Raw genomic sequence first — 18391 nt, forward strand, 5'->3', positions numbered from 1 at the left:
TCGGTGCGGAAGATATAGCCGTTCGCCCTGAGCTTGTCGAAGGGCGGCAGCACGGGGCGTGCAGGGCTAAATTCGGTCGCGCGTGGTCTGGCGGTGGGTCTCGGCGTGGGTCGATGCGAAGAACGCGCGTGCGTCGCGGCCATCCTTCGCGATGCCCGCAGTGAGGGCTTCGAGGCTGGTGTAGCGCAATTCGTCGTGCAGTTTGTGCAGGAGTTCCACGCGCACGATTTTACCGTAGGCCCCTTCGGCCCCCAGATGCGAGGGCCACTCCAGGCAATGCGTCTCCAGCAGCACGCGCCCGGCGTTGACGTCGTTGGCGTCCAGCGAGGGCCGCACGCCGAGGTTGGCCACGCCGGGCAGCGGCTGGTCGGCCAGGCCGTGCACCAGCACCGCGAAGATGCCGCTGGCGGCCGGTTTCCAGTGCTTGAAGCGCAGGTTGAGGGTGCGAAAACCGTCGTCCTTGCCCGGCGACGACGCGCCCAGCGCCCGGCCCAGCTTGCGGCCGTGGACCACGTGGCCCGAGATGGTGTACGGACGCCCCAGCAGCGTGTGGGCGTCGGCCATGCGGCCTTCGGCCAGCGCCTCGCGCACGGCCGAGCTGGACACGCGCAGGCCGTGCACCTCGTAGCTGTTCATGCGCGCGACGTCGAAACCGTGGGCTTCGCCGGCGGCATCGAGCATGGCGTAGTCGCCCGCGCGCTTGGCGCCGAAGCGGAAGTCGTCGCCCACCAGCACGTAGCGCGCGCCCAGACCGTCGATCAGCACGTTCTGGATGAACGCCTCGGGCGACTGGGACGCCAGCCGGCCGTCGAAAGGCAGCACGATGGTCTGGTCGACGCCGCAAGCCGCCAGCTCGGTCAGCTTGTCGCGCAGCGTGCCGATGCGGGCCGGGGCCAGGTCGGGTTTCTTGGTGACGGCGGCGAAATAGTCGCGCGGGTGCGGCTCGAAGGTCAGCACGCAACTGGGCAGCCCGCGATGGCGGGCCTCGGTCTGCAACAGCGCCAGCATGGCCTGATGGCCGCGGTGGACGCCGTCGAAATTGCCGATCGTGAGGGCGCAGGCCGGAGCTACGCCCGGGTGTCGGAAGCCGCGGAAAACCTGCATGGGAGAGTATCTTTTTGATAGCGCCTGATGCCCGTCGAATGGGCAAATCAGGCCGATTTGTCACAAAGCCGGTATATTGTGACGCAGTGCGTGGGTTGGCGTGAGTCGCCGATGCACCCCGAGTCTCTGGTCTCTGCGTGTTTTTCTCGTGTCGAGGAGGCGTGTGTGAAGGTCTTGAAGCTGTCGGCCCAAGGGCTGCCCCAGTCATGGATATCGCTGGAACAGGCGGTGATCCACTACGCAGCGGACGAAGTCCGTTGGGAAGTGGGCGCGCAGGTGGCCGTGTTCCGTGGCGGCCACAACGCGATCACGGGCGAGCAGTCGCAGATTGCGATCAACAGCATCATCGGCACCAAGGGCGTGCCGCGCATCAACCCCTTCGCGCAGCGCCCGGGCCTCACCAACAGCAAGCTGTTCTCGCGCGACCGCAACATCTGCGCCTATTGCGGCGGCCATTTCCACGAAGACGAACTCACGCGCGAGCACATCATTCCGTTCGCGCAGCGCGGCATCGACACCTGGATGAACGTGGTCACGGCCTGCAAGCCCTGCAACCACCGCAAGAGCAGCCGCACGCCCGAGCAGGCGAACATGCCGCTGCTGTACGCGCCCTATGTGCCGAGCCTGTGGGAAGACTTCATCCTGCGCAACCGCCGCATCCTGGCGGACCAGATGGAGTTTTTGATGGCGCACCTGCCGCAGTCGTCCCGGTTGCACGACATCTGACACCCGACGCGCAAGAAAAAAGGAGGCCTCGGCCTCCTTTTTTCTTTCAGCCCTTCCAGGCCGGCGGTCGCTTCTCGATGAAGGCCTGCACCCCTTCCAGCGCGCTCTCGTCCATCATGTTGCAGGCCATGGTCCGGCTGGCGTCGGCCAGCGCGGCCTCGATGCCGGTTTCGAGCTGGCGATAGAACAGCGCCTTGCCCAGCGCGAGTGCCGTGCGGGGCTTGGCGACGATGCTGGCGACCAGCGCCTCGACCGCGGCGTCGAGCGCCTCGGGCGGTGCGACCCGGTTGACCAGGCCTTTCTCGCGCGCTTCCTCGGCGCCGATGAATTCGCCCGTCACCAGCATTTCGAAGGCTTCCTTGCGCCCCAGATTGCGCGACAGCGTGACGCCGGGCGTGGCGCAGAAGAGGCCGACGTTGACGCCGCTGACCGCAAAGCGCGCGTCGCTGGCGGCCACGGCCAGATCGCACACCGCCACCAGCTGGCAGCCCGCCGCGGTCGCGATGCCGTGCACGCGCGCGATCACCGGCACGGGCAACCGCTGGATCGACAGCATCATCGCGCCGCACCGGTCGAACAGCTGCTGGTAGTAGCCGAGCGAGGGCTCGGCGCGCATCTCCTTCAGGTCGTGGCCCGCGCAGAAGGCCTTGCCCGCCGCGGCGATGACGACGGCGCGCACCGTGTCATCGGCGGCGACCGCGCCGAGCGCCTGTTCGAGCGCGCCGAGCATGCCTTCGGACAGCGCGTTGAAGGCGGCGGGGCGGTTCAGCGTTAGCGTGACCACGCCGCGCGCGTCGCGTGCCGTCAGGACGAAGGGGGCCGTGTCGTTCATGGCTGTTCAGTACGTCAGCTCGAGCACCGTCGTGTGCCCTTGCGCGGCGGGCCAGCTCTGGCCGGTGAGGCGCTCGCCGTTGAACTCGGCGCTGACCGTGCGCTGCGGCGCGCCGGCCGCGATGCGCAGCCGCGAGCTCGACTGCCCCGCGCCCTGGGCCGGTACGCCGGGCGGCGGGCTCTGGCCGTCGAAGTTCATCGTGTCGCGCTGCGCATCGAAGTAGCCGCGCGGGCGCGTGAAGACGACCACCGCGCCCGCGCCGCTCTCGGCCGGCGCCAGGCGCTCGGTCCGCAGGTTGACGACGCCGCTGCTGCGCACGAACGGGCTGCGGTAGATGTGCGTGGTGCCCTGGCCGGGCACGTCGAGCACGAACTCGTAGCGTGCGGTGGGCTGCGCGCTGAACGGGCCCCAGCGGCCGTCGGCGCCGACCGTCTGCTGGTGCGCCGCCTCGCCGCGCCGCGCGCCCGAGGCCGGGTCGATGGCAAAGACCGTGACGCGCGCGCCTGTCAGTGCCAGGTTGTCCGCGCCGGTCGCGCGGCCGTCGAGCACGACCTTCGATTCTGGTGCCACCGCCGTGCTGGCCGGCGCCTGGCCGGTCAGGAAGCGCCAGGTCGCCGCGAAGGCCGCCGGCGAGAACGAGGTCTCGCGGTGGTCCACGCGCGGCAGCACGAGGTTGGTGGCGCCCTTGAGCGCCGGCCCGTCGAAGCCGATGTTCGTCGGCTGGCCCGGCGCGCCGATCCACAGGCCGTCGGGCTGGGCGTACTTGTCGTTGGTGTCCGAGCGCAGCGTGAGCCACTGCACGCCGGGCGTGACCTCGTCGCCGTTCGGTCCCTTGGGCGCATTGAGCTGCTGCATGAAGGCCGAGAGCCCCGAGAACTCGTTGTTCTCGCGCAGGCCCTTCACCTTCCAGATGCCGTGCGCCGGATTGCCGCCCAGCACCACATGGCTCGCTACGGCCGCGCCGCCGCCGTTCTGCACGTAGTTGCGGATGGTGTTGCCGCCGCGCGAATTGCCGATGAGCACCACCTTGGGCGCGCCCGTGGCCTTCAGCACCTTCTCGACCTCGGCGCGCAGGAACGCGGCCGAGTCGGCGGTGGAACTGCGCCCCGGCTGGGCCACGGCGTCGTCGTCGCGGGCCAGGGGATTCGGCTGGTCGAGTGCAAACAGCCGCTCGCGCGGCCAGCCGTTCAATTCGAAGCGCCAGATCGTGGTCTGCCACAGCGCGGCCGAGTCGCCGTTGCCGTGCATGAAGACGATGGGCGGACGCTCGGTGGAAGAGGGCGCGGAGGTGGCGCAGCCGGTCAGCAAGGTGACGGCGGTGCTTCCGGCAAGGGCCAAGGCAAGCAGGGTGCGGCGGGAAGGCATGTCTGTCTCTCTCCTGGCTGGGGGCTTGGGCCCCACAAGTGAAAACGCCCGCCGGCGCAAGGCGGGCGGGCGTTGGATGCTATAGAAAAACAGCCGTCAGGCGAAGACGCCGGCCGTGTCCTGCATGCGTGCCGACACTTCACCCAGGTGGTGCAAGGTGTCGCCGAAGGTGAGTTCGAGCTGCGTGAGCTTGCGGAAGTAGTGGCTGCCGATGTATTCGTCGGTCACGCCGATGCCGCCGTGCAGCTGCACCGAGTTCGCGGCAACGTAGCGCATCGACGTGCCCAGCTGGTACTTGGCGCGGGCCAGCGCCTGGCGGCGCTCGTCGGCCGGGGCGTTGAGCTTGAGTGTCGCGTAGTAGCTCATCGAGCGTGCCAGCTCCAGCTGCATCTTCATGTCGGCGACGCGGTGGCGCAGTGCCTGGAAGCTGGAGATGACCACGCCGAACTGCTTGCGCTGGTTCATGTAGTCGATGGTGACGTCGAGCGTCTTGTCGAGCACGCCGACCGCTTCGGCGCAGGTGGCGGCAATGCCGACATCGACCGCGTACTCGAGCGCGGCCAGGCCGTCGGCCGTGACCAGCGTGGCGTCGGCCTTGTCGAACACCACTTCGGCCGCGCGGCCGCCGTCCTGCGTGCCGTAGCCGCGGGCTTCGACGCCGCTGGCGCTGCGCTCGACCAGGAAGAGGGCGATCTTGCCGTCGACCTTGGCGGGCACGATGAAGGCATCGGCCTCGTCGCCCACGGGCACCACGCTCTTGGCGCCGGTCAGCGAGTAGCCGTTGCCCGACTTGGTGGCCGTGGCCTCGCACACATCGAGGCGGTAGCGCGCCTTGCGCTCCTGGTAGGCCAGCACCACGAGGGCCTGGCCGCCGGCGATGCGCGGCAGCCAGTTTTCCTTGGTGGCCGCGTCGGCGTAGCCGCCGAGCACGGCGCCGGCGATCAGCGTCTGGGCGAAGGGCTCCAGCACGATGCCGCGGCCCAGTTCTTCCATCACGACCATGCCGGCCACCGGGCCCATGCCCAGGCCGCCGTCGTCTTCGCTGATGTACAGGCCGCCCAGGCCGAGCTCGGCCAGTTCGTCCCAGGCTTCGCGCGAGAAGCCGCCCTTGGCCTCGATGCCGCGGCGGCGCTCGAAGTCATAGCCCTTGTCGACCCACTTGCGAACGGCGTCGCGCAGCTGGTCCTGGTCTTCCGAAAAATTGAAATCCATGTTGGTGTCTCCTCAGCCCAGGACGGTTTGCGCCACGATGTTGCGCTGGACTTCGTTCGAGCCGCCGTAGATCGTGGTCTTGCGCATGTTGAAGAAGGTCGATGCCAGCGGTGCCAGCGCCGGGTTGCCGCCGGGGAAGTTGCCCTGCCAGCCGGCTTCCATGGCTTCGCGGATCAGCGGCAGCGAGTAGGGGCCGCCGGCCAGCATCATCAGCTCGGCGTAGCGCTGCTGGATCTCGCTGCCGCGGATCTTGAGCAGGCCGGCCACGTCCAGCGAGTTCTTGCCCGAGGTGGCGGCGGAGAGCACGCGCAGCACCATCATCTCGAGGGCGACGATGTCGACCTCGAGCTTGGCAATCTCGTCGCGGAAGCGCAGGTCGTCGTACACGCCTTCGCTCTTGGCGATGCGCTTCAAGCGCTCGAGTTCGCGCTTGGCGCGGTTCACGTCGGCGATGTTGGTGCGCTCGTGCGAGAGCAGGTGCTTGGCGTAGGTCCAGCCCTTGTTCTCTTCACCGATCAGGTTCTCGGCGGGCACTTCGACGTTGTCGAAGAACACCTCGTTCACCTCGACGCCGCCGTCGATCAGCTTGATCGGGCGCACGGTGACGCCGGGCGACTTCATGTCCAGCAGCAGGAAGCTGATGCCGGTCTGGGGCTTGCCTTCGTTGCTGGTGCGCACGAGGTTGAACATCCAGTCGCCGTGCTGGCCGAGCGTGGTCCAGGTCTTCTGGCCGTTGACGATGTACTTGTCACCCTTGCGCTCGGCCTTGGTCTTGACCGAGGCCAGGTCGGAACCCGAGCCGGGTTCGCTGTAGCCCTGGCTCCACCAGACTTCGCCGCTGGCGATGCCGGGCAAGAAGCGCTTTTGCTGCTCGGCGTTGCCGAAGGCCATGATCACCGGGGCCACCATGACGGGACCGAAGGGGATGATGCGCGGCGCGCCGGCCAATGCGGTTTCTTCCTCGAACAGGTGGCGCTGCACGGCGGTCCAGCCGGGGCCGCCGAATTCCTTGGGCCAGCCGTAGCCCAGCCAGCCCTTCTTGCCGAGGATCTTGGCCCAGCCTTGCAGATCGTCGCGCGTCAGTTCGAGCGCGTTGTGCACCTTGTGCGAAATCTCCTGGGGGAGGTTGTCCTTGACCCATGCGCGAACTTCTTCGCGGAACTTCTGTTCTTCGGGTGTGAAGCTCAAATCCATGCGTGCCTCGCTGTGTTGATCGGTCCACCGCAGACGCGGGGTGTCTCCGGAACTGCGAGTTTTAGCACGGTCGTGCTGCGATCCGGTGTCCGCGTCGCGACAAGCCCGCCGGCGTGCGGGTTGGCGGGAGGCTGATCGGGGTGTTGGCGGGGCACGGATAATCCCGGCCTCCCATGAAGAACATCGTGATCCTGATCTCCGGCGGCGGCTCGAACATGGCGGCCATCGTGCGCGCCGCCGAGCGCGACCGCTGGCCCGAGCGCTTCGGCGCGCGCATCGCCGCCGTCATCAGCAACAAGGCGGAGGCCGGCGGGCTGGCGCTGGCCGCATCGCACGGCATCGCGACCGCCGTCGTGCCGCACCAGGCCTTCGACAGCCGCGAGGCCTTCGACGCGGCGCTGGCCGAGGCGGTCGACGCCCACGCGCCGGCGCTGGTGGTGCTGGCGGGCTTCATGCGCATCCTGACGCCGGGCTTCGTGGCGCGCTACGCGGGGCGGCTGGTGAACATCCACCCCTCGCTGCTGCCGGCTTTTCCGGGGTTGCACACGCACCAGCGCGCCATCGAGGCGGGCTGCAAGGTGGCCGGGGTGACGGTGCACCAGGTCACGGCCGAGCTCGACCACGGGCCGATCCTGGCGCAGGCCGTGGTGCCGGTGCTGCCGGACGACACGGCCGCCACGCTGGCCGCCCGGGTGCTGTCCCAGGAGCACCTGCTGTATCCGCGCGCCATCGCTGGATGGCTGTTGGATACATTGAGTCACAAAGCTTAAAGTTGTTTATATTGTTGGGTTTTCGGGAGCACAGAACTTTGAAAACCCAATCGCTGCTGTTGACGTTGGCCACCGCGGCCCTGCTGGCCGCCTGCGCCGCCCCGGCCCCCGCGCCGGCACCGGGCGCCGCTGCGCCCGCGCCCGCCGCGCCGGCCGAGCCCGTCTTCCAGTGCAACGCCGAAGGCGCCCGCTTTGCCGTGGGCCAGCAGGTGACGCCCCAGCTCGAAGCCGCCGCGCGCGCACGTGCCGGCGCCGGCACGGCACGGGTGCTCAAGCCCAACCAGGCGGTCACGATGGAACTCAACCCCGGGCGGCTCAACATCAGCGTCGACGCGCGTGGCCGCGTCAAGGACGTTCACTGCGGCTGAGCGTCGACCGGGGCAAACCGGCGCTGCGGGCGGCCGTCGATCTCGATGGTTTCCTCGAACATCGCGGCGGGCCGGACCCACAGGCCGCGGGCACCGTAGAGGGCGCGGTACAGCGTCATCGGCTCCAGCGTCTCGCTGTGGCGGACGGTGCCGATCACGTCGTACTCGCCGCCCTTGTAGTGGCGGTAGCGACCGGGGGGCGTTTCGATCAGGGGAGGGAGGTCTTCGTCGTTCAACGGGGGCTTCTTTCTTCGGTAACAACTGTCGGATGAGTCTTTGACGGGAGTCGGATGGACCGTGCGGATTTTGTTCACCTGGTTCGCCTGAGCGAGCACGCGAGTGCGGACGACAGCGCGCGCTACCGGCGTGGCGTCGCGGCGTTCGCCGCGCTCGGCTACCTTTGGGTGCTGGCCTGCCTCGGGCTGGCGGTGGGCATTGTGGCCTGGGTGGTCGTGTCGGTGGCCGACGGGCGCTTCAACTTCACCCGCGGCTGGCTGCTCGTGTTCGCGCTGGGCCTGTTCTGGGCGACTTTGCGTGCGCTCTGGGTGCACTTCGACGAGCCCGACGGCGAGCCGCTCACGCGCGCCGACGCGCCGGGGTTGTTCGAGGCGCTGGACCGCATCCGCGAGCGCATCAAGGGTCCGCCGGTGCACCGCGTCTACCTGGACGACAACTTCAACGCCAGCATCAGCCAGGTGCCGCGCTTCGGCCTGTTCGGCGGTGCGCTCAACTCGCTGAGCATCGGCCTGCCGCTGCTGATGATGCTGGACCGGCAGCGCCTGCTGTCGGTGCTGGCCCACGAATACGGTCACTTGCGCGGCAACCATGGCCGGCTGAGCGCCTGGATCTACCGCACGCGGCTGTCGTGGCTGCGGCTCGATGCCAGCCTGCAGCGCGACGAGGGCGTGATGGCGCTGGTGTCGCAGGCCTTCTTCCGCTGGTACTTTCCGCGCTTCGCCGCCAAGACCTTCGCGCTGGCCCGCCAGGACGAGTACGAGGCCGACCGCATCTCGGGCCGGCTGCTCGGCACCGCGGTGGCCGCGGCTGCGCTCACCGAAGTGGCCATCAAGGGCAACTGGTACGCCAGCGAGTTCTGGCCCTGGCATTGGGCGCGCGCCGAGCGCGAGCCGCTGCCGCCCGGCCCGTTCGCCGCCCTGCGGCAGCGCGCCCGCACGCCGCCGAGCGAGGAGTTCGCGCGCCAGGCGCTGCGCGAGGCGATGCGGCGCGTCAGCGACCTGGACGACACCCATCCGGTGCTGCGCGACCGGCTGGAAGCGCTGAACCAGAAGGCGGCGCTGCCGGCCTGGTCGCAGCGGCCCGCACTCGACATGCTGGCCGACAAGCACAAGTGGATCGCGCATTTCGACAACGCCTGGCGCCGCGCCCACGCTGCCGACTGGAAGCAGCACCACGCGCACCGCTCGCGCATCCGCGAGCGCATTGCGGTGCTGGCGGCCCGCGGCGAGCGCAACACGCCTGACGAGATGGTCGAGTGGGCCGACGCCGAGCGCCGGCTCGATCCGGCGGCGCCGGTGCGCGCGCGCTACGAAAGCGCGCTGCGGATCGCGCCGGACCATCCGGGCGCGCTGCGCGGGCTGGCCCAGATGCTGCCCGTGCGCGAGCGCGCCGAGCGCCTGACGGTGCTCGAACGGCTGCACCAGTCGGGCGTGGCCAGCCGATGGTGGGCGGCCAAGAACGCCGTCGCCTCGCTCGAAGACGCCGAGGCGGGGCCGCACGACGAGCAGGGGCTCAAGCTGTGGCGCGCGCGGCTCAAGGAGGCGGAGGAGGCCGAGGCGCGCGCCTGGGAAGAGATCACCGACACGCCGTTCTTCAGCCAGATCTCGCGCCACGACCTGAACGACCACGAGCTGGGCGAGCTGCGCGCCGACATCGCGCGCTGCCTGCCGGTGTCGCGGATGTGGGTGGTGCGCAAGAACCTGCGCGAGTTCGCCTGGCGGCGGGCCTACATCGTGTTCGTCGAGGTGCCGGGGCTCGACGACGAGGACCGCTGGCACCTGTGCCGCGAACTCGAGCAGACCCTGACCTTGCCGGGCGCGGCGCTGGTGCTCTGGGCGGGGCATTCGCCCACGCTGGAAGACATCGAGAGGCAGGCTTTCGGAACCGTCTGGGTGCGCGGCGCCTGAGGCGTTTCGGCCGCGAGGTCGGCCGGCTGAGACAATCGGGGCTATGCATCCCAAAGCCCTGTTGGAGGCCACCGCCGATCTGGTCGGCCTGGTCCTGAAATTCGATCACCCGGCCGACCAGGTCGTTTCGCGCTTTTTCCGCGACCACCGCGAGTTCGGCCCGCGCGAGCGCGCGACGCTCGCCGAAACCGTCTACACCGTGCTTCGCAAGAAGCTGCTGTTCGATCACCTGTCGCCCTCGGGCAGCGGTTCGAAGGAGCGCCGCATGGCGATCCTGGGCTTTCACGGCCCGCGCGACTTCCTGAAGAGCGCGCTCAACGACACCGAGAAACGCTGGCTCGACAACTGCGACGCCGTCAAGCCCGACGACCTGCTCGAACGCCATCGCCACAACCTGCCCGAATGGCTGGTCGCGCCGCTCAAGGCGCAGCTGGGCGACGGCTTCTGGCCGATGGTCGAGAGCCTGCAGCAGCCGGCGCCGCTCGACCTGCGCGTCAATGCATTCACCGACAAGCGGGCCGAAGTGAAGGCGGAGCTTGCGAAGGCTGCTATCAAATCGGAAGTGACGCCGTTCTCGCCCTGGGGGCTGCGCATCGACGGCAAGCCGGCGCTGACCAAGCTCGACGCGTTCGTGCGCGGCGCCATCGAGGTGCAGGACGAGGGCTCCCAGCTGCTCGCGCTGCTGCTGGACGCCAAGCGCGGCGAAATGGTGGTCGATTTCTGCGCCGGCGCGGGCGGCAAGACCCTGGCCATCGGCGCGACCATGCGCAACACCGGCCGGCTCTACGCCTTCGACACCTCGGCCCACCGCCTGGACGCGCTCAAGCCGCGGCTGGCGCGCAGCAAGCTCTCGAACGTGCACCCGGCTGCGATCGCCCACGAGCGCGACGACCGGATCAAGCGCCTGGCCGGCAAGATCGACCGCGTGCTGGTCGATGCGCCCTGTTCGGGGCTCGGCACGCTGCGCCGCAACCCCGACCTCAAATGGCGGCAATCGGCCAAGTCGGTGGCCGAGCTGACGGCCAAGCAGACCGCCATCCTGCAAAGCGCGGCCCGGCTCGTGAAGTCGGGTGGCCGGCTGGTGTACGCCACCTGCAGCGTGCTGCCGGAGGAAAACGAGGCCATCGCCGAGGCTTTTGCCGCCGCGAACCCCGATTTCGTGCCCATGGATGCCGCGGAACTGCTCCAGGCTCTCAAGGTGGAGGGCGCCGAGGCCCTCTGCGCGGGCGGGGAAGACGGCCGGCGCTACCTGCGGCTGTGGCCGCATCGCCACGCCACCGACGGCTTTTTTGCTGCCGTGTGGAACCGGAAATAGGCGCGGGGCTCCAAACTAGGGTAAATCTGCGGTGTGACAGAAGGACAAAAGGCCTCGTTTTGGCCCTGACATCCTAAAATCGCGGGTTACCTGAAGGCTGCACCTTCGTGTGGCCATGGAGTACCTGACTCAATGATGCTTCCTGACTCCGCCGTTCTGAACGCGGTCATCCAATGGCTCGGACACGGCCTGTGGGACATTGCCTGGTGGCAAGTCGTGCTGTACACGCTCGTCACCACGCACATCACCATCGCAGCGGTCACGATCTTTCTGCACCGCACGCAGACACACAAGGCGATGGACCTCGGTCCGATCCCCTCGCACTTCTTCCGTTTCTGGCTCTGGCTCGGCACCGGCATGGTGACGAAGGAATGGGTCGCCATCCACCGCAAGCACCACGCGAAGTGCGAAACCGTCGACGACCCGCACAGCCCGCAGGTCAAGGGCATCGACGAAGTCTTCTGGCGCGGCGCCGAGCTGTACCGCAAGGAATCGAAGAACAAGGAAACGATGGAGCGCTACGGTCACGGCACGCCCGATGACTGGATCGAGCGCAACCTGTACACGCGCTACAGCTGGCAAGGCGTGGGCCTGATGCTGGTGATCAACCTGGCGCTGTTCGGCGCGCTCGGCCTGACCGTGTGGGCGGTCCAGATGCTCTGGATCCCGATCACCGCCGCCGGCATCATCAACGGCATCGGCCACTACTGGGGCTATCGCAATTTCGAGGCGTCCGACGCCAGCCGCAACATCATGCCCTGGGGCCTGATCATCGGTGGCGAAGAGCTGCACAACAACCACCACACGTACCCGACTTCGGCCAAGTTCTCGGTCAAAAAGTACGAGTTCGACATCGGCTGGGTCTACATCCAGGTGTTCCAGAAGCTTGGCTGGGCCAAGGTCAAAAAGGTGCCGCCGAAGATGCAGATGGGCGACATCCAGCCCGTGGCCAACGAGAAGACGCTCGAGGCCGTCATTGCCAACCGCTACGAAGTGATGGCCGGCTACGCCCGCGAAATGCGCCGTGCGACCAGCGAGGAAATCGACGTACTGAAGGCCAAGGGCGCCGACCTGTCGGTGCTCAAGGCGGCCAAGCGCTGGCTGCATCGCGACGACGACAAGGTGCCTGCCTCGGCGCGCACCCATCTGGTGCAGGCTCGTGCTGCGCACCCGGTGCTCGACAAGATGGTCACGATGCGCGAAGAGCTGCGCCAGCTCTGGCTGAACACCTCGCAATCGCGCGAGCAGCTGGCGGCCGACCTGGCGGCCTGGTGCCACCGTGCGGAAGCCAGCGGCATTGCCGGCCTGCGCGAGTTCTCGACCCGCCTGCGCGCTGCGCGCGCCTGACGAAGAGCAAAGGGCCGGCGCCTCCCGCGCTGCTGCTCTTGCCCAGTGAAGAAGCCGACCTGCGGGTCGGCTTTTTTGTGCCTGCCTTTTTCTGCTTTCACAAAAACGACAGGCAATAAAAAACCCGCTGGGTGAGCAGCGGGTTTTTTGGGGAGAACAGGCCGAATTACTTCAGCTTGATTTCCTTGTATTCGACGTGCTTGCGCGCCTTGGGGTCGAACTTCATGATCGACATCTTTTCAGGCATCGTCTTCTTGTTCTTGCTCGTCGTGTAGAAGTGGCCGGTACCCGCGGTGGATTCCAGCTTGATCTTTTCGCGTCCGCCTTTGCTCGTTGCCATGATTCAGCTCCTTAAGCTTGGCCGCGGGCACGCAGGTCTGCGAGCACGGCATCGATACCGTTCTTGTCGATCAGGCGCAGTGCAGCGCTCGAAACGCGCAGGCGAACCCAACGGTTTTCGGTCTCGACCCAGAAACGGCGGTATTGCAGGTTCGGCAGGAACCGGCGCTTGGTTTTGTTGTTGGCGTGGGAAACGTTGTTTCCGACCATCGGGCCTTTGCCCGTTACGTCGCATACGCGTGCCATGTGGACACTCTTTCTTGAACAGCTGGCACCGGCGCAATCAGGGCGATTGCAGGGTGTTTTACAGCTTGACCTCGCCAGAAACGGGTGGCGGTACCCCGGATTTGCCGCAACCCGACTCCCGGTGGGAGGTAGGCCCTGTTTCGGCAAAGCCTCGGATTATAGCCCTTTCGGGCTCAGCGAGGCAGGAGGGCGTCGCAGATACGGGCAATCCGGCCGCGCTGGCCGGTGCCCCGTTCCCCGTGGGATAGGCCTCAGTGCTCTTCCAGGAAGCGCTGCGCGTCGAGGGCAGCCATGCAACCCGTGCCGGCGCTGGTGATGGCCTGGCGGTAGATGTTGTCCTGCACGTCGCCGGCCGCGAACACGCCGGGCACGGTGGTCATCGTCGCGAAGCCCTTCAGGCCCGAGCGGGTCACGATGTAGTTGTCCTTCATTTCCAGCTGGCCCTGGAAGATGTCGGTGTTCGGGTGGTGGCCAATCGCGATGAAGCAGCCCTTGAGCGTGATCTCTTCGGTCGCGCCGGTCTGCGTGTTCTTGATGCGGATGCCCGTCACGCCCGTGCCGTCACCGAGCACCTCGTCAAGCTGGTTGTGCAGCTTCAACACGATCTTGCCTTCAGCCACTTTTTCCATGACCTTGTCGATCAGGATCGGCTCGGCGCGGAACTTGTCGCGGCGATGCACGAGTGTGACTTTGTTTGCAATGTTGGAGAGGTACAGCGCCTCTTCGACGGCCGTGTTGCCGCCGCCGATCACGCAGACCTCTTGCTCGCGGTAGAAGAAGCCGTCGCAGGTCGCGCAGGCGGAGACGCCGCGGCCCATGAACTTCTCTTCGGAATCCAGGCCCAGGTACTTGGCCGATGCGCCCGTGGCGATGATCAGCGAGTCGCAGGTGTAAGTGCCGCTGTCGCCCGTGAGCGTGAACGGGCGCTTGCTCAGGTCGACCTTGTTGATGTGGTCGAACACGATCTGCGTCTTGAAGCGTTCGGCGTGCTCGAGAAAGCGCTGCATCAGCTCCGGGCCCTGCACGCCGTGCACGTCGGCCGGCCAGTTGTCGACCTCGGTGGTGGTCATGAGTTGACCGCCTTGCGCGATGCCCGTGATGAGCAAAGGCTGGAGGTTGGCGCGTGCGGCGTAGACGGCGGCGGTGTAGCCGGCCGGGCCGGAGCCCAGAATGAGAACCTTGGCGTGTTGGGGTGCGGACATGAGTAGAAAACCTAGGATGGACGCTGCGGCAGCGTGTACATTTTCAGGGTGGTAGCGATACGTGGGGAGTATCACCGCCCGGTTCAACACCGGGTGCACGGTGTTTTCAATGCGCGCGATTGTAGTAATCCATGGGCTCAGCATCAGGATCACATCGCGCGCTGTTTCAGGGATTGATTAATGTCGATGCTGTCCAACCTTGAATTGCTTCGGCGCGTTCCATTGTTCGCGTCGTTGACGGCCTCGCAGTCCGCAAGCATTGCGGATGCGATCATCAAGAAGCGCTTCAAACGCGCCGAGGTCGTCGTGGAGCAGGGCAAGAAATCCGATGCGCTGTACATCATCCTGACCGGCCGCGCCCGCGTCACGAGCGCCGACAGCCGTGGCCGCGAGGTGATCCTGGCCACGCTGCATCCCGGCGACTACCTCGGCGAGATGAGCCTGATCGACGACGAGCCGCATTCGGCCACCGTGCGCACCGAAATCCAGTGCGACGTGCTCATGCTGGGCCGCGACGCCTTCGCGCGCTGCCTGCCCGAGAACTCCTCGATGGCCTACAACATCATGCGCGGCCTGGTGCAGCGCCTGCGCCACGCTGACCGCAAGATCGAGTCGCTGGCGCTGATGGACGTGTACGGCCGCGTCGCCCGTGCGCTGCTCGAGTTCGCCAGCCAGGACGGCATGGGCAACCTCAAGGTCCGCGACAAGATCTCCCGCCAGGACCTGGCCAAGATGGTCGGCGCGTCGCGCGAAATGGTGAGCCGCGTCATGAAGGACCTGGAAGAGCGCGGTTTCGTGCAGTCCCAGGAAGACGGCTCGGTGATCATCAAGGACCGGCTCCTGACGCTGACCTGAGCCCATAGGCCGGGCGCTTTCGGCGTCCACGGCCTTTTGTTGTAGTGTTCGGGGCGGTCGGCCTGCGTTTTTTCGGGCCGGGCGCCGTGCTTTTCATGACCTATTCGCTCCATACGCTTCAATCGTCCTCCTCTTCTTCCGCTGCCGAAGGGCAACCCGTGCGCCTGCGCGCCCTGCGCTTCGCCCACGAAATCACCTTGATCGCCGGGTTCGCAGCCCTCCTGTTCTGGCTGCTGGCGATGCTGAGCTTCACCCCGTCCGATGCCGCCTGGTCGACCTCGGGCACGGGCGGTGAGATCAAGAACTGGGGCGGCCGCATCGGCGCCTGGCTGGCCGATGGCAGCTACTTCCTTGCCGGCTATTCCGTCTGGTGGTGCCTTGCGGCGGGCCTGCGCGCGTGGCTCTCGTCGCTGGCCGGCTGGCTGCGCGGCGGCGAACCGACGCCGGCGGTCGAACAGCCCCCGCGCGGTCGCTTCAACCGCAGCCGGCTGGCTTTCTGGTTCGGCCTGGTCCTGCTGCTGTGCGCGAGCGCGGTGCTCGAATGGTCGCGCCTGTACCGCCTCGAATCGCACCTGCCGGGTTCGGGCGGTGGCGCCCTGGGCTACCTCGTGGGACCGGCGAGCGTGCGTTGGCTGGGCTTCACGGGCTCGGCGCTGGTCGCCATCGCCGGCGGCGTGATCGGTTCGGCGCTGGTGTTCCGTTTCTCCTGGAGCCTGATCGCCGAGCGCATCGGCGCGCGGGCTTATTCGTTGTTCGAGTCGCGCCGTGAAAAGCGCGAAATGGCCGCCGACATCGCCATGGGCAAGCAGGCCGCACGCGAACGCGCCGGCGACGAGGAAGAGCTGGCGCCCGCGCCGCGCGCCAAGAAAATGCGCCCCAGCAAGGAGGCCGCGTTCGGCGACGCCGGCCCTCTCGAGCCGAGCTTCGACGACGAAGAGGAAGAAGTCGCGCCCAAGCGCCGCCCCGCATCGCCGCCCGTGCAGATCGAACCCGCGATGACCGAGGTCCCCCGCAGCGACCGCGTCGTCAAGGAGCGCCAGAAGCCGCTCTTCAAGGAACTGCCCGACAGCAAGCTGCCGCAGGTCGACCTGCTCGACGCCGCGCTGGTGCGACAGGAAACGGTGTCCTCCGACACGCTCGAGATGACCTCGCGCATGATCGAGAAGAAGCTCAAGGACTTCGGCGTCGAGGTGCGCGTGGTGCTCGCTTCGCCGGGCCCCGTCATCACGCGCTACGAGATCGAGCCCGCCACCGGCGTCAAGGGCTCGCAGATCCTGGGCCTCGCCAAGGACCTGGCGCGCTCACTCTCGCTGGTGTCGATCCGCGTGGTCGAGACCATTCCTGGCAAGAACTACATGGCGCTCGAACTGCCGAACGCCAAGCGCCAGTCGATCAAGCTCAGTGAAATCCTGGGCTCGCAGGTCTACAACGAGGGCAAGTCGATGCTCACGATGGGCCTGGGCAAGGACATCATCGGCAACCCCGTGGTGGCCGACCTCGCGAAGATGCCGCACGTGCTGGTGGCCGGTACCACCGGCTCGGGCAAGTCGGTCGGTATCAACGCGATGATCCTGTCGCTGCTCTACAAGGCCGAGGCACGCGACGTCCGCCTGCTCATGATCGACCCGAAGATGCTCGAAATGTCGGTCTACGAAGGCATCCCGCACCTGCTGGCGCCCGTGGTCACCGACATGCGCCAGGCGGCGCACGGCCTGAACTGGTGTGTGGCCGAGATGGAGCGCCGCTACAAGCTCATGAGCAAGCTCGGCGTGCGCAACCTGGCCGGCTACAACACCAAGATCGACGAAGCCAAGGCGCGCGAGGAGTTCATCTACAACCCCTTCAGCCTCACGCCGGACGATCCGGAACCGCTGAAGCGCGAGCCGCACATCGTGGTCATCATCGACGAGCTGGCCGACCTGATGATGGTGGTCGGCAAGAAGATCGAAGAGCTGATTGCCCGCCTTGCGCAAAAGGCCCGCGCCGCCGGCATCCACCTGATCCTGGCCACGCAGCGCCCCAGCGTCGACGTGATCACCGGCCTTATCAAGGCCAACATCCCCACGCGCATCGCGTTTTCGGTGGGCTCCAAGATCGACAGCCGCACCATCCTCGACCAGATGGGCGCCGAGGCGCTGCTGGGCATGGGCGACATGCTCTACATGGCCAGCGGCACGGGCCTGCCGATCCGCGTGCACGGCGCCTTCGTGAGCGACGAGGAAGTGCACCGCGTGGTGGCCTACCTCAAGAGCCAGGGCGAACCCGACTACATCGAAGGCGTGCTCGAAGGCGGCACGGTCGATGGCGACGGTGACGGCGACCTGCTCGGCGGCGGCGACGGCGAAAAAGACCCGATGTACGACCAGGCGGTCGAGGTCGTGCTCAAGAACCGCAAGGCCAGCATCTCGCTGGTGCAGCGCCACCTGAAGATCGGCTACAACCGCGCCGCGCGCCTGGTCGAGGACATGGAAAAGGCCGGCCTCGTGAGCGCCATGAGCGGCAGCGGCCAGCGCGAGATCCTCGTGCCCGCACGCCAGGCGGAGTGACCCGCCGGCGCACCATCGACGACGACCCCCATCACCACCGCGCCAGGACTGGTTACGTGCTGAGAGGCAATTTGCAAACGCGCACCGGCGCTGCTGCAAATCTTCATGAAAGCCTACAGAAGCCGGCACCTGCGGCGGGTAGTGTCGATGGGCATCGCAGCAACGTTTTTCCGAGGAACCTCCCATGAAGAAAACCCGCCTCTGGCTGTTGGCCGGCCTGATCTGCACGGTGGCCGGCAGTGCCTGGGCCGACGGGCTCGAAAGCCTCGAAGCCTTCGTGAAGACGGTCAAGTCCGGCCGTGCCGAGTTCACCCAGACCGTGACGGCCCCGCCGCGCGAGGGCCAGCCGGGCCGCGCGAAGACGTCGACCGGCACCTTCGAATTCCATCGCCCCGGCAAATTCAAGTTCGACTATCGCAAGCCCTTCGCCCAGAGCATCGTGGCCGACGGCAAGACGCTGTGGCTCTACGACGCCGACCTGAACCAGGTCACGCAGCGCACCCAGGCGCAGGCGCTGGGTTCGACGCCCGCCGCGCTGATTGCTTCCGCCGCCGACCTGCGCGCCCTGCAGGCCGACTTCGCGCTGGAAGCCGCGCCCGAGCGCGACGGCCTGCAGTGGGTCAAGGCCACGCCGAAGAACAAGGACGGCCAGCTGCAGAGCGTGATGGTCGGCTTCCAGGGTGACGCGCTCGCGGCCCTCGAGATCCTGGACAGCTTCGGCCAGCGCTCGGTGCTCAAGTTCAGCAAGGTCGAGGTGAACCCGGCCTTGCCCGCCAGCACTTTCGAGTTCAAGGCGCCCGCGGGTGCCGACGTGCTCAAGCAGTAA

At 67.3% G+C, this 18391-nt stretch carries 18 protein-coding genes; 9 read left to right on the plus strand and 9 right to left on the minus strand.

The window, feature by feature from the left end; translation table 11 throughout:
• Positions 1-66: 66 nt before the first annotated feature.
• Positions 67-1104, minus strand: a complete 1038-nt coding sequence (locus tag AC07YS_RS16410) for a bifunctional riboflavin kinase/FAD synthetase (RefSeq protein ID WP_062480918.1) — start codon at positions 1102-1104, stop codon at positions 67-69.
• 165 nt (positions 1105-1269) lie between these two features.
• Here AC07YS_RS16410 and AC07YS_RS16415 point away from each other — a divergent pair, with 165 nt between their 5' ends.
• A complete protein-coding gene (locus tag AC07YS_RS16415) occupies positions 1270-1830 on the plus strand; it encodes an HNH endonuclease (protein WP_062480919.1) in 561 nt (186 codons plus the stop codon).
• Between the two features lie 46 nt (positions 1831-1876).
• Here the strand turns inward: AC07YS_RS16415 and AC07YS_RS16420 are convergent, their stop codons facing one another.
• The 4 genes from AC07YS_RS16420 to AC07YS_RS16435 form a co-directional block, all read right to left on the minus strand.
• Entirely contained in the window at positions 1877-2662 is a 786-nt protein-coding gene (locus AC07YS_RS16420) for an enoyl-CoA hydratase (protein ID WP_159275535.1), read from the minus strand.
• Between the two features lie 6 nt (positions 2663-2668).
• Positions 2669-4027 carry an alpha/beta fold hydrolase gene (locus AC07YS_RS16425; protein ID WP_495269267.1) on the minus strand — a complete coding sequence of 453 codons (1359 nt, stop codon included), beginning with the start codon at positions 4025-4027 and terminating at the stop codon, positions 2669-2671.
• Between the two features lie 96 nt (positions 4028-4123).
• Positions 4124-5239, minus strand: coding sequence for an acyl-CoA dehydrogenase family protein (locus AC07YS_RS16430; RefSeq protein ID WP_095746552.1), 1116 nt, complete (start codon positions 5237-5239; stop codon positions 4124-4126).
• A gap of 12 nt (positions 5240-5251) precedes the next feature.
• A complete protein-coding gene (locus AC07YS_RS16435) occupies positions 5252-6433 on the minus strand; it encodes an acyl-CoA dehydrogenase family protein (RefSeq protein WP_062482930.1) in 1182 nt (393 codons plus the stop codon).
• 173 nt (positions 6434-6606) lie between these two features.
• Here AC07YS_RS16435 and purN point away from each other — a divergent pair, with 173 nt between their 5' ends.
• Both purN and AC07YS_RS16445 read left to right on the plus strand, forming a co-directional pair.
• Entirely contained in the window at positions 6607-7203 is a 597-nt protein-coding gene (purN, locus tag AC07YS_RS16440) for a phosphoribosylglycinamide formyltransferase (protein WP_495269266.1), read from the plus strand.
• Positions 7204-7241: 38 nt separating this feature from the next.
• Entirely contained in the window at positions 7242-7571 is a 330-nt protein-coding gene (locus tag AC07YS_RS16445; protein ID WP_070062140.1) for an I78 family peptidase inhibitor, read from the plus strand.
• Here the strand turns inward: AC07YS_RS16445 and AC07YS_RS16450 are convergent.
• A complete protein-coding gene (locus AC07YS_RS16450) occupies positions 7559-7807 on the minus strand; it encodes a DUF1653 domain-containing protein (protein WP_099795438.1) in 249 nt (82 codons plus the stop codon). The genes AC07YS_RS16445 and AC07YS_RS16450 overlap by 13 nt on opposite strands.
• 54 nt (positions 7808-7861) lie before the next feature.
• On the opposite strand from AC07YS_RS16450, the gene AC07YS_RS16455 reads away from it, so the two are divergent.
• The 3 genes from AC07YS_RS16455 (at position 7862) to AC07YS_RS16465 (ending at position 12377) form a co-directional block, all read left to right on the plus strand.
• Complete coding sequence (locus AC07YS_RS16455) at positions 7862-9715, plus strand: M48 family metalloprotease (RefSeq protein WP_495269265.1); 1854 nt, start codon at positions 7862-7864, stop codon at positions 9713-9715.
• A gap of 43 nt (positions 9716-9758) precedes the next feature.
• On the plus strand, positions 9759-11030 hold the full coding sequence (locus AC07YS_RS16460) for an RsmB/NOP family class I SAM-dependent RNA methyltransferase (RefSeq protein WP_495269264.1): 1272 nt from the start codon (positions 9759-9761) through the stop codon (positions 11028-11030).
• Between the two features lie 132 nt (positions 11031-11162).
• Positions 11163-12377 carry a DesA family fatty acid desaturase gene (locus AC07YS_RS16465; RefSeq protein WP_492731270.1) on the plus strand — a complete coding sequence of 405 codons (1215 nt, stop codon included), beginning with the start codon at positions 11163-11165 and terminating at the stop codon, positions 12375-12377.
• Between the two features lie 166 nt (positions 12378-12543).
• Here AC07YS_RS16465 and rpmG read toward each other — a convergent pair whose 3' ends face one another.
• The 3 genes from rpmG to trxB form a co-directional block, all read right to left on the minus strand.
• Positions 12544-12717 carry a 50S ribosomal protein L33 gene (gene rpmG / locus AC07YS_RS16470; RefSeq protein ID WP_007830291.1) on the minus strand — a complete coding sequence of 58 codons (174 nt, stop codon included), beginning with the start codon at positions 12715-12717 and terminating at the stop codon, positions 12544-12546.
• 11 nt (positions 12718-12728) lie between these two features.
• Positions 12729-12962 carry a 50S ribosomal protein L28 gene (gene rpmB, locus AC07YS_RS16475; RefSeq protein WP_007830293.1) on the minus strand — a complete coding sequence of 78 codons (234 nt, stop codon included), beginning with the start codon at positions 12960-12962 and terminating at the stop codon, positions 12729-12731.
• Between the two features lie 251 nt (positions 12963-13213).
• Positions 13214-14164, minus strand: coding sequence for a thioredoxin-disulfide reductase (trxB, locus tag AC07YS_RS16480; RefSeq protein ID WP_070062145.1), 951 nt, complete (start codon positions 14162-14164; stop codon positions 13214-13216).
• A 180-nt stretch (positions 14165-14344) separates the two neighbouring features.
• On the opposite strand from trxB, the gene AC07YS_RS16485 reads away from it, so the two are divergent.
• The 3 genes from AC07YS_RS16485 (at position 14345) to lolA (ending at position 18391) form a co-directional block, all read left to right on the plus strand.
• Complete coding sequence (locus AC07YS_RS16485) at positions 14345-15019, plus strand: Crp/Fnr family transcriptional regulator (RefSeq protein ID WP_062481025.1); 675 nt, start codon at positions 14345-14347, stop codon at positions 15017-15019.
• Between the two features lie 95 nt (positions 15020-15114).
• Positions 15115-17565 (plus strand): DNA translocase FtsK, encoded by a 2451-nt coding sequence (locus tag AC07YS_RS16490; RefSeq protein ID WP_062481035.1) that lies wholly within the window; start codon positions 15115-15117, stop codon positions 17563-17565.
• 184 nt (positions 17566-17749) lie between these two features.
• A complete protein-coding gene (gene lolA / locus AC07YS_RS16495; protein WP_307637488.1) occupies positions 17750-18391 on the plus strand; it encodes an outer membrane lipoprotein periplasmic chaperone LolA in 642 nt (213 codons plus the stop codon).

The sequence above is a fragment of the Variovorax sp. GW458-11-26-14-LB1 genome (assembly GCF_059423965.1).

What these genes read in the sequence shown, in the direction of transcription:
- lolA (WP_307637488.1), top strand. Translation starts at nt 17,750, where the DNA reads ATGAAGAAAACCCGCCTCTGGCTGTTGGCCGGCCTGATCTGCACGGTG.
- AC07YS_RS16425 (WP_495269267.1), bottom strand. Translation starts at nt 4,027, where the DNA reads ATGCCTTCCCGCCGCACCCTGCTTGCCTTGGCCCTTGCCGGAAGCACC.
- rpmB (WP_007830293.1), bottom strand. Translation starts at nt 12,962, where the DNA reads ATGGCACGCGTATGCGACGTAACGGGCAAAGGCCCGATGGTCGGAAAC.
- AC07YS_RS16430 (WP_095746552.1), bottom strand. Translation starts at nt 5,239, where the DNA reads ATGGATTTCAATTTTTCGGAAGACCAGGACCAGCTGCGCGACGCCGTT.
- rpmG (WP_007830291.1), bottom strand. Translation starts at nt 12,717, where the DNA reads ATGGCAACGAGCAAAGGCGGACGCGAAAAGATCAAGCTGGAATCCACC.
- AC07YS_RS16465 (WP_492731270.1), top strand. Translation starts at nt 11,163, where the DNA reads ATGATGCTTCCTGACTCCGCCGTTCTGAACGCGGTCATCCAATGGCTC.
- purN (WP_495269266.1), top strand. Translation starts at nt 6,607, where the DNA reads ATGAAGAACATCGTGATCCTGATCTCCGGCGGCGGCTCGAACATGGCG.
- AC07YS_RS16410 (WP_062480918.1), bottom strand. Translation starts at nt 1,104, where the DNA reads ATGCAGGTTTTCCGCGGCTTCCGACACCCGGGCGTAGCTCCGGCCTGC.
- AC07YS_RS16485 (WP_062481025.1), top strand. Translation starts at nt 14,345, where the DNA reads ATGTCGATGCTGTCCAACCTTGAATTGCTTCGGCGCGTTCCATTGTTC.
- AC07YS_RS16435 (WP_062482930.1), bottom strand. Translation starts at nt 6,433, where the DNA reads ATGGATTTGAGCTTCACACCCGAAGAACAGAAGTTCCGCGAAGAAGTT.
- AC07YS_RS16455 (WP_495269265.1), top strand. Translation starts at nt 7,862, where the DNA reads ATGGACCGTGCGGATTTTGTTCACCTGGTTCGCCTGAGCGAGCACGCG.
- AC07YS_RS16490 (WP_062481035.1), top strand. Translation starts at nt 15,115, where the DNA reads ATGACCTATTCGCTCCATACGCTTCAATCGTCCTCCTCTTCTTCCGCT.
- AC07YS_RS16460 (WP_495269264.1), top strand. Translation starts at nt 9,759, where the DNA reads ATGCATCCCAAAGCCCTGTTGGAGGCCACCGCCGATCTGGTCGGCCTG.
- AC07YS_RS16420 (WP_159275535.1), bottom strand. Translation starts at nt 2,662, where the DNA reads ATGAACGACACGGCCCCCTTCGTCCTGACGGCACGCGACGCGCGCGGC.
- trxB (WP_070062145.1), bottom strand. Translation starts at nt 14,164, where the DNA reads ATGTCCGCACCCCAACACGCCAAGGTTCTCATTCTGGGCTCCGGCCCG.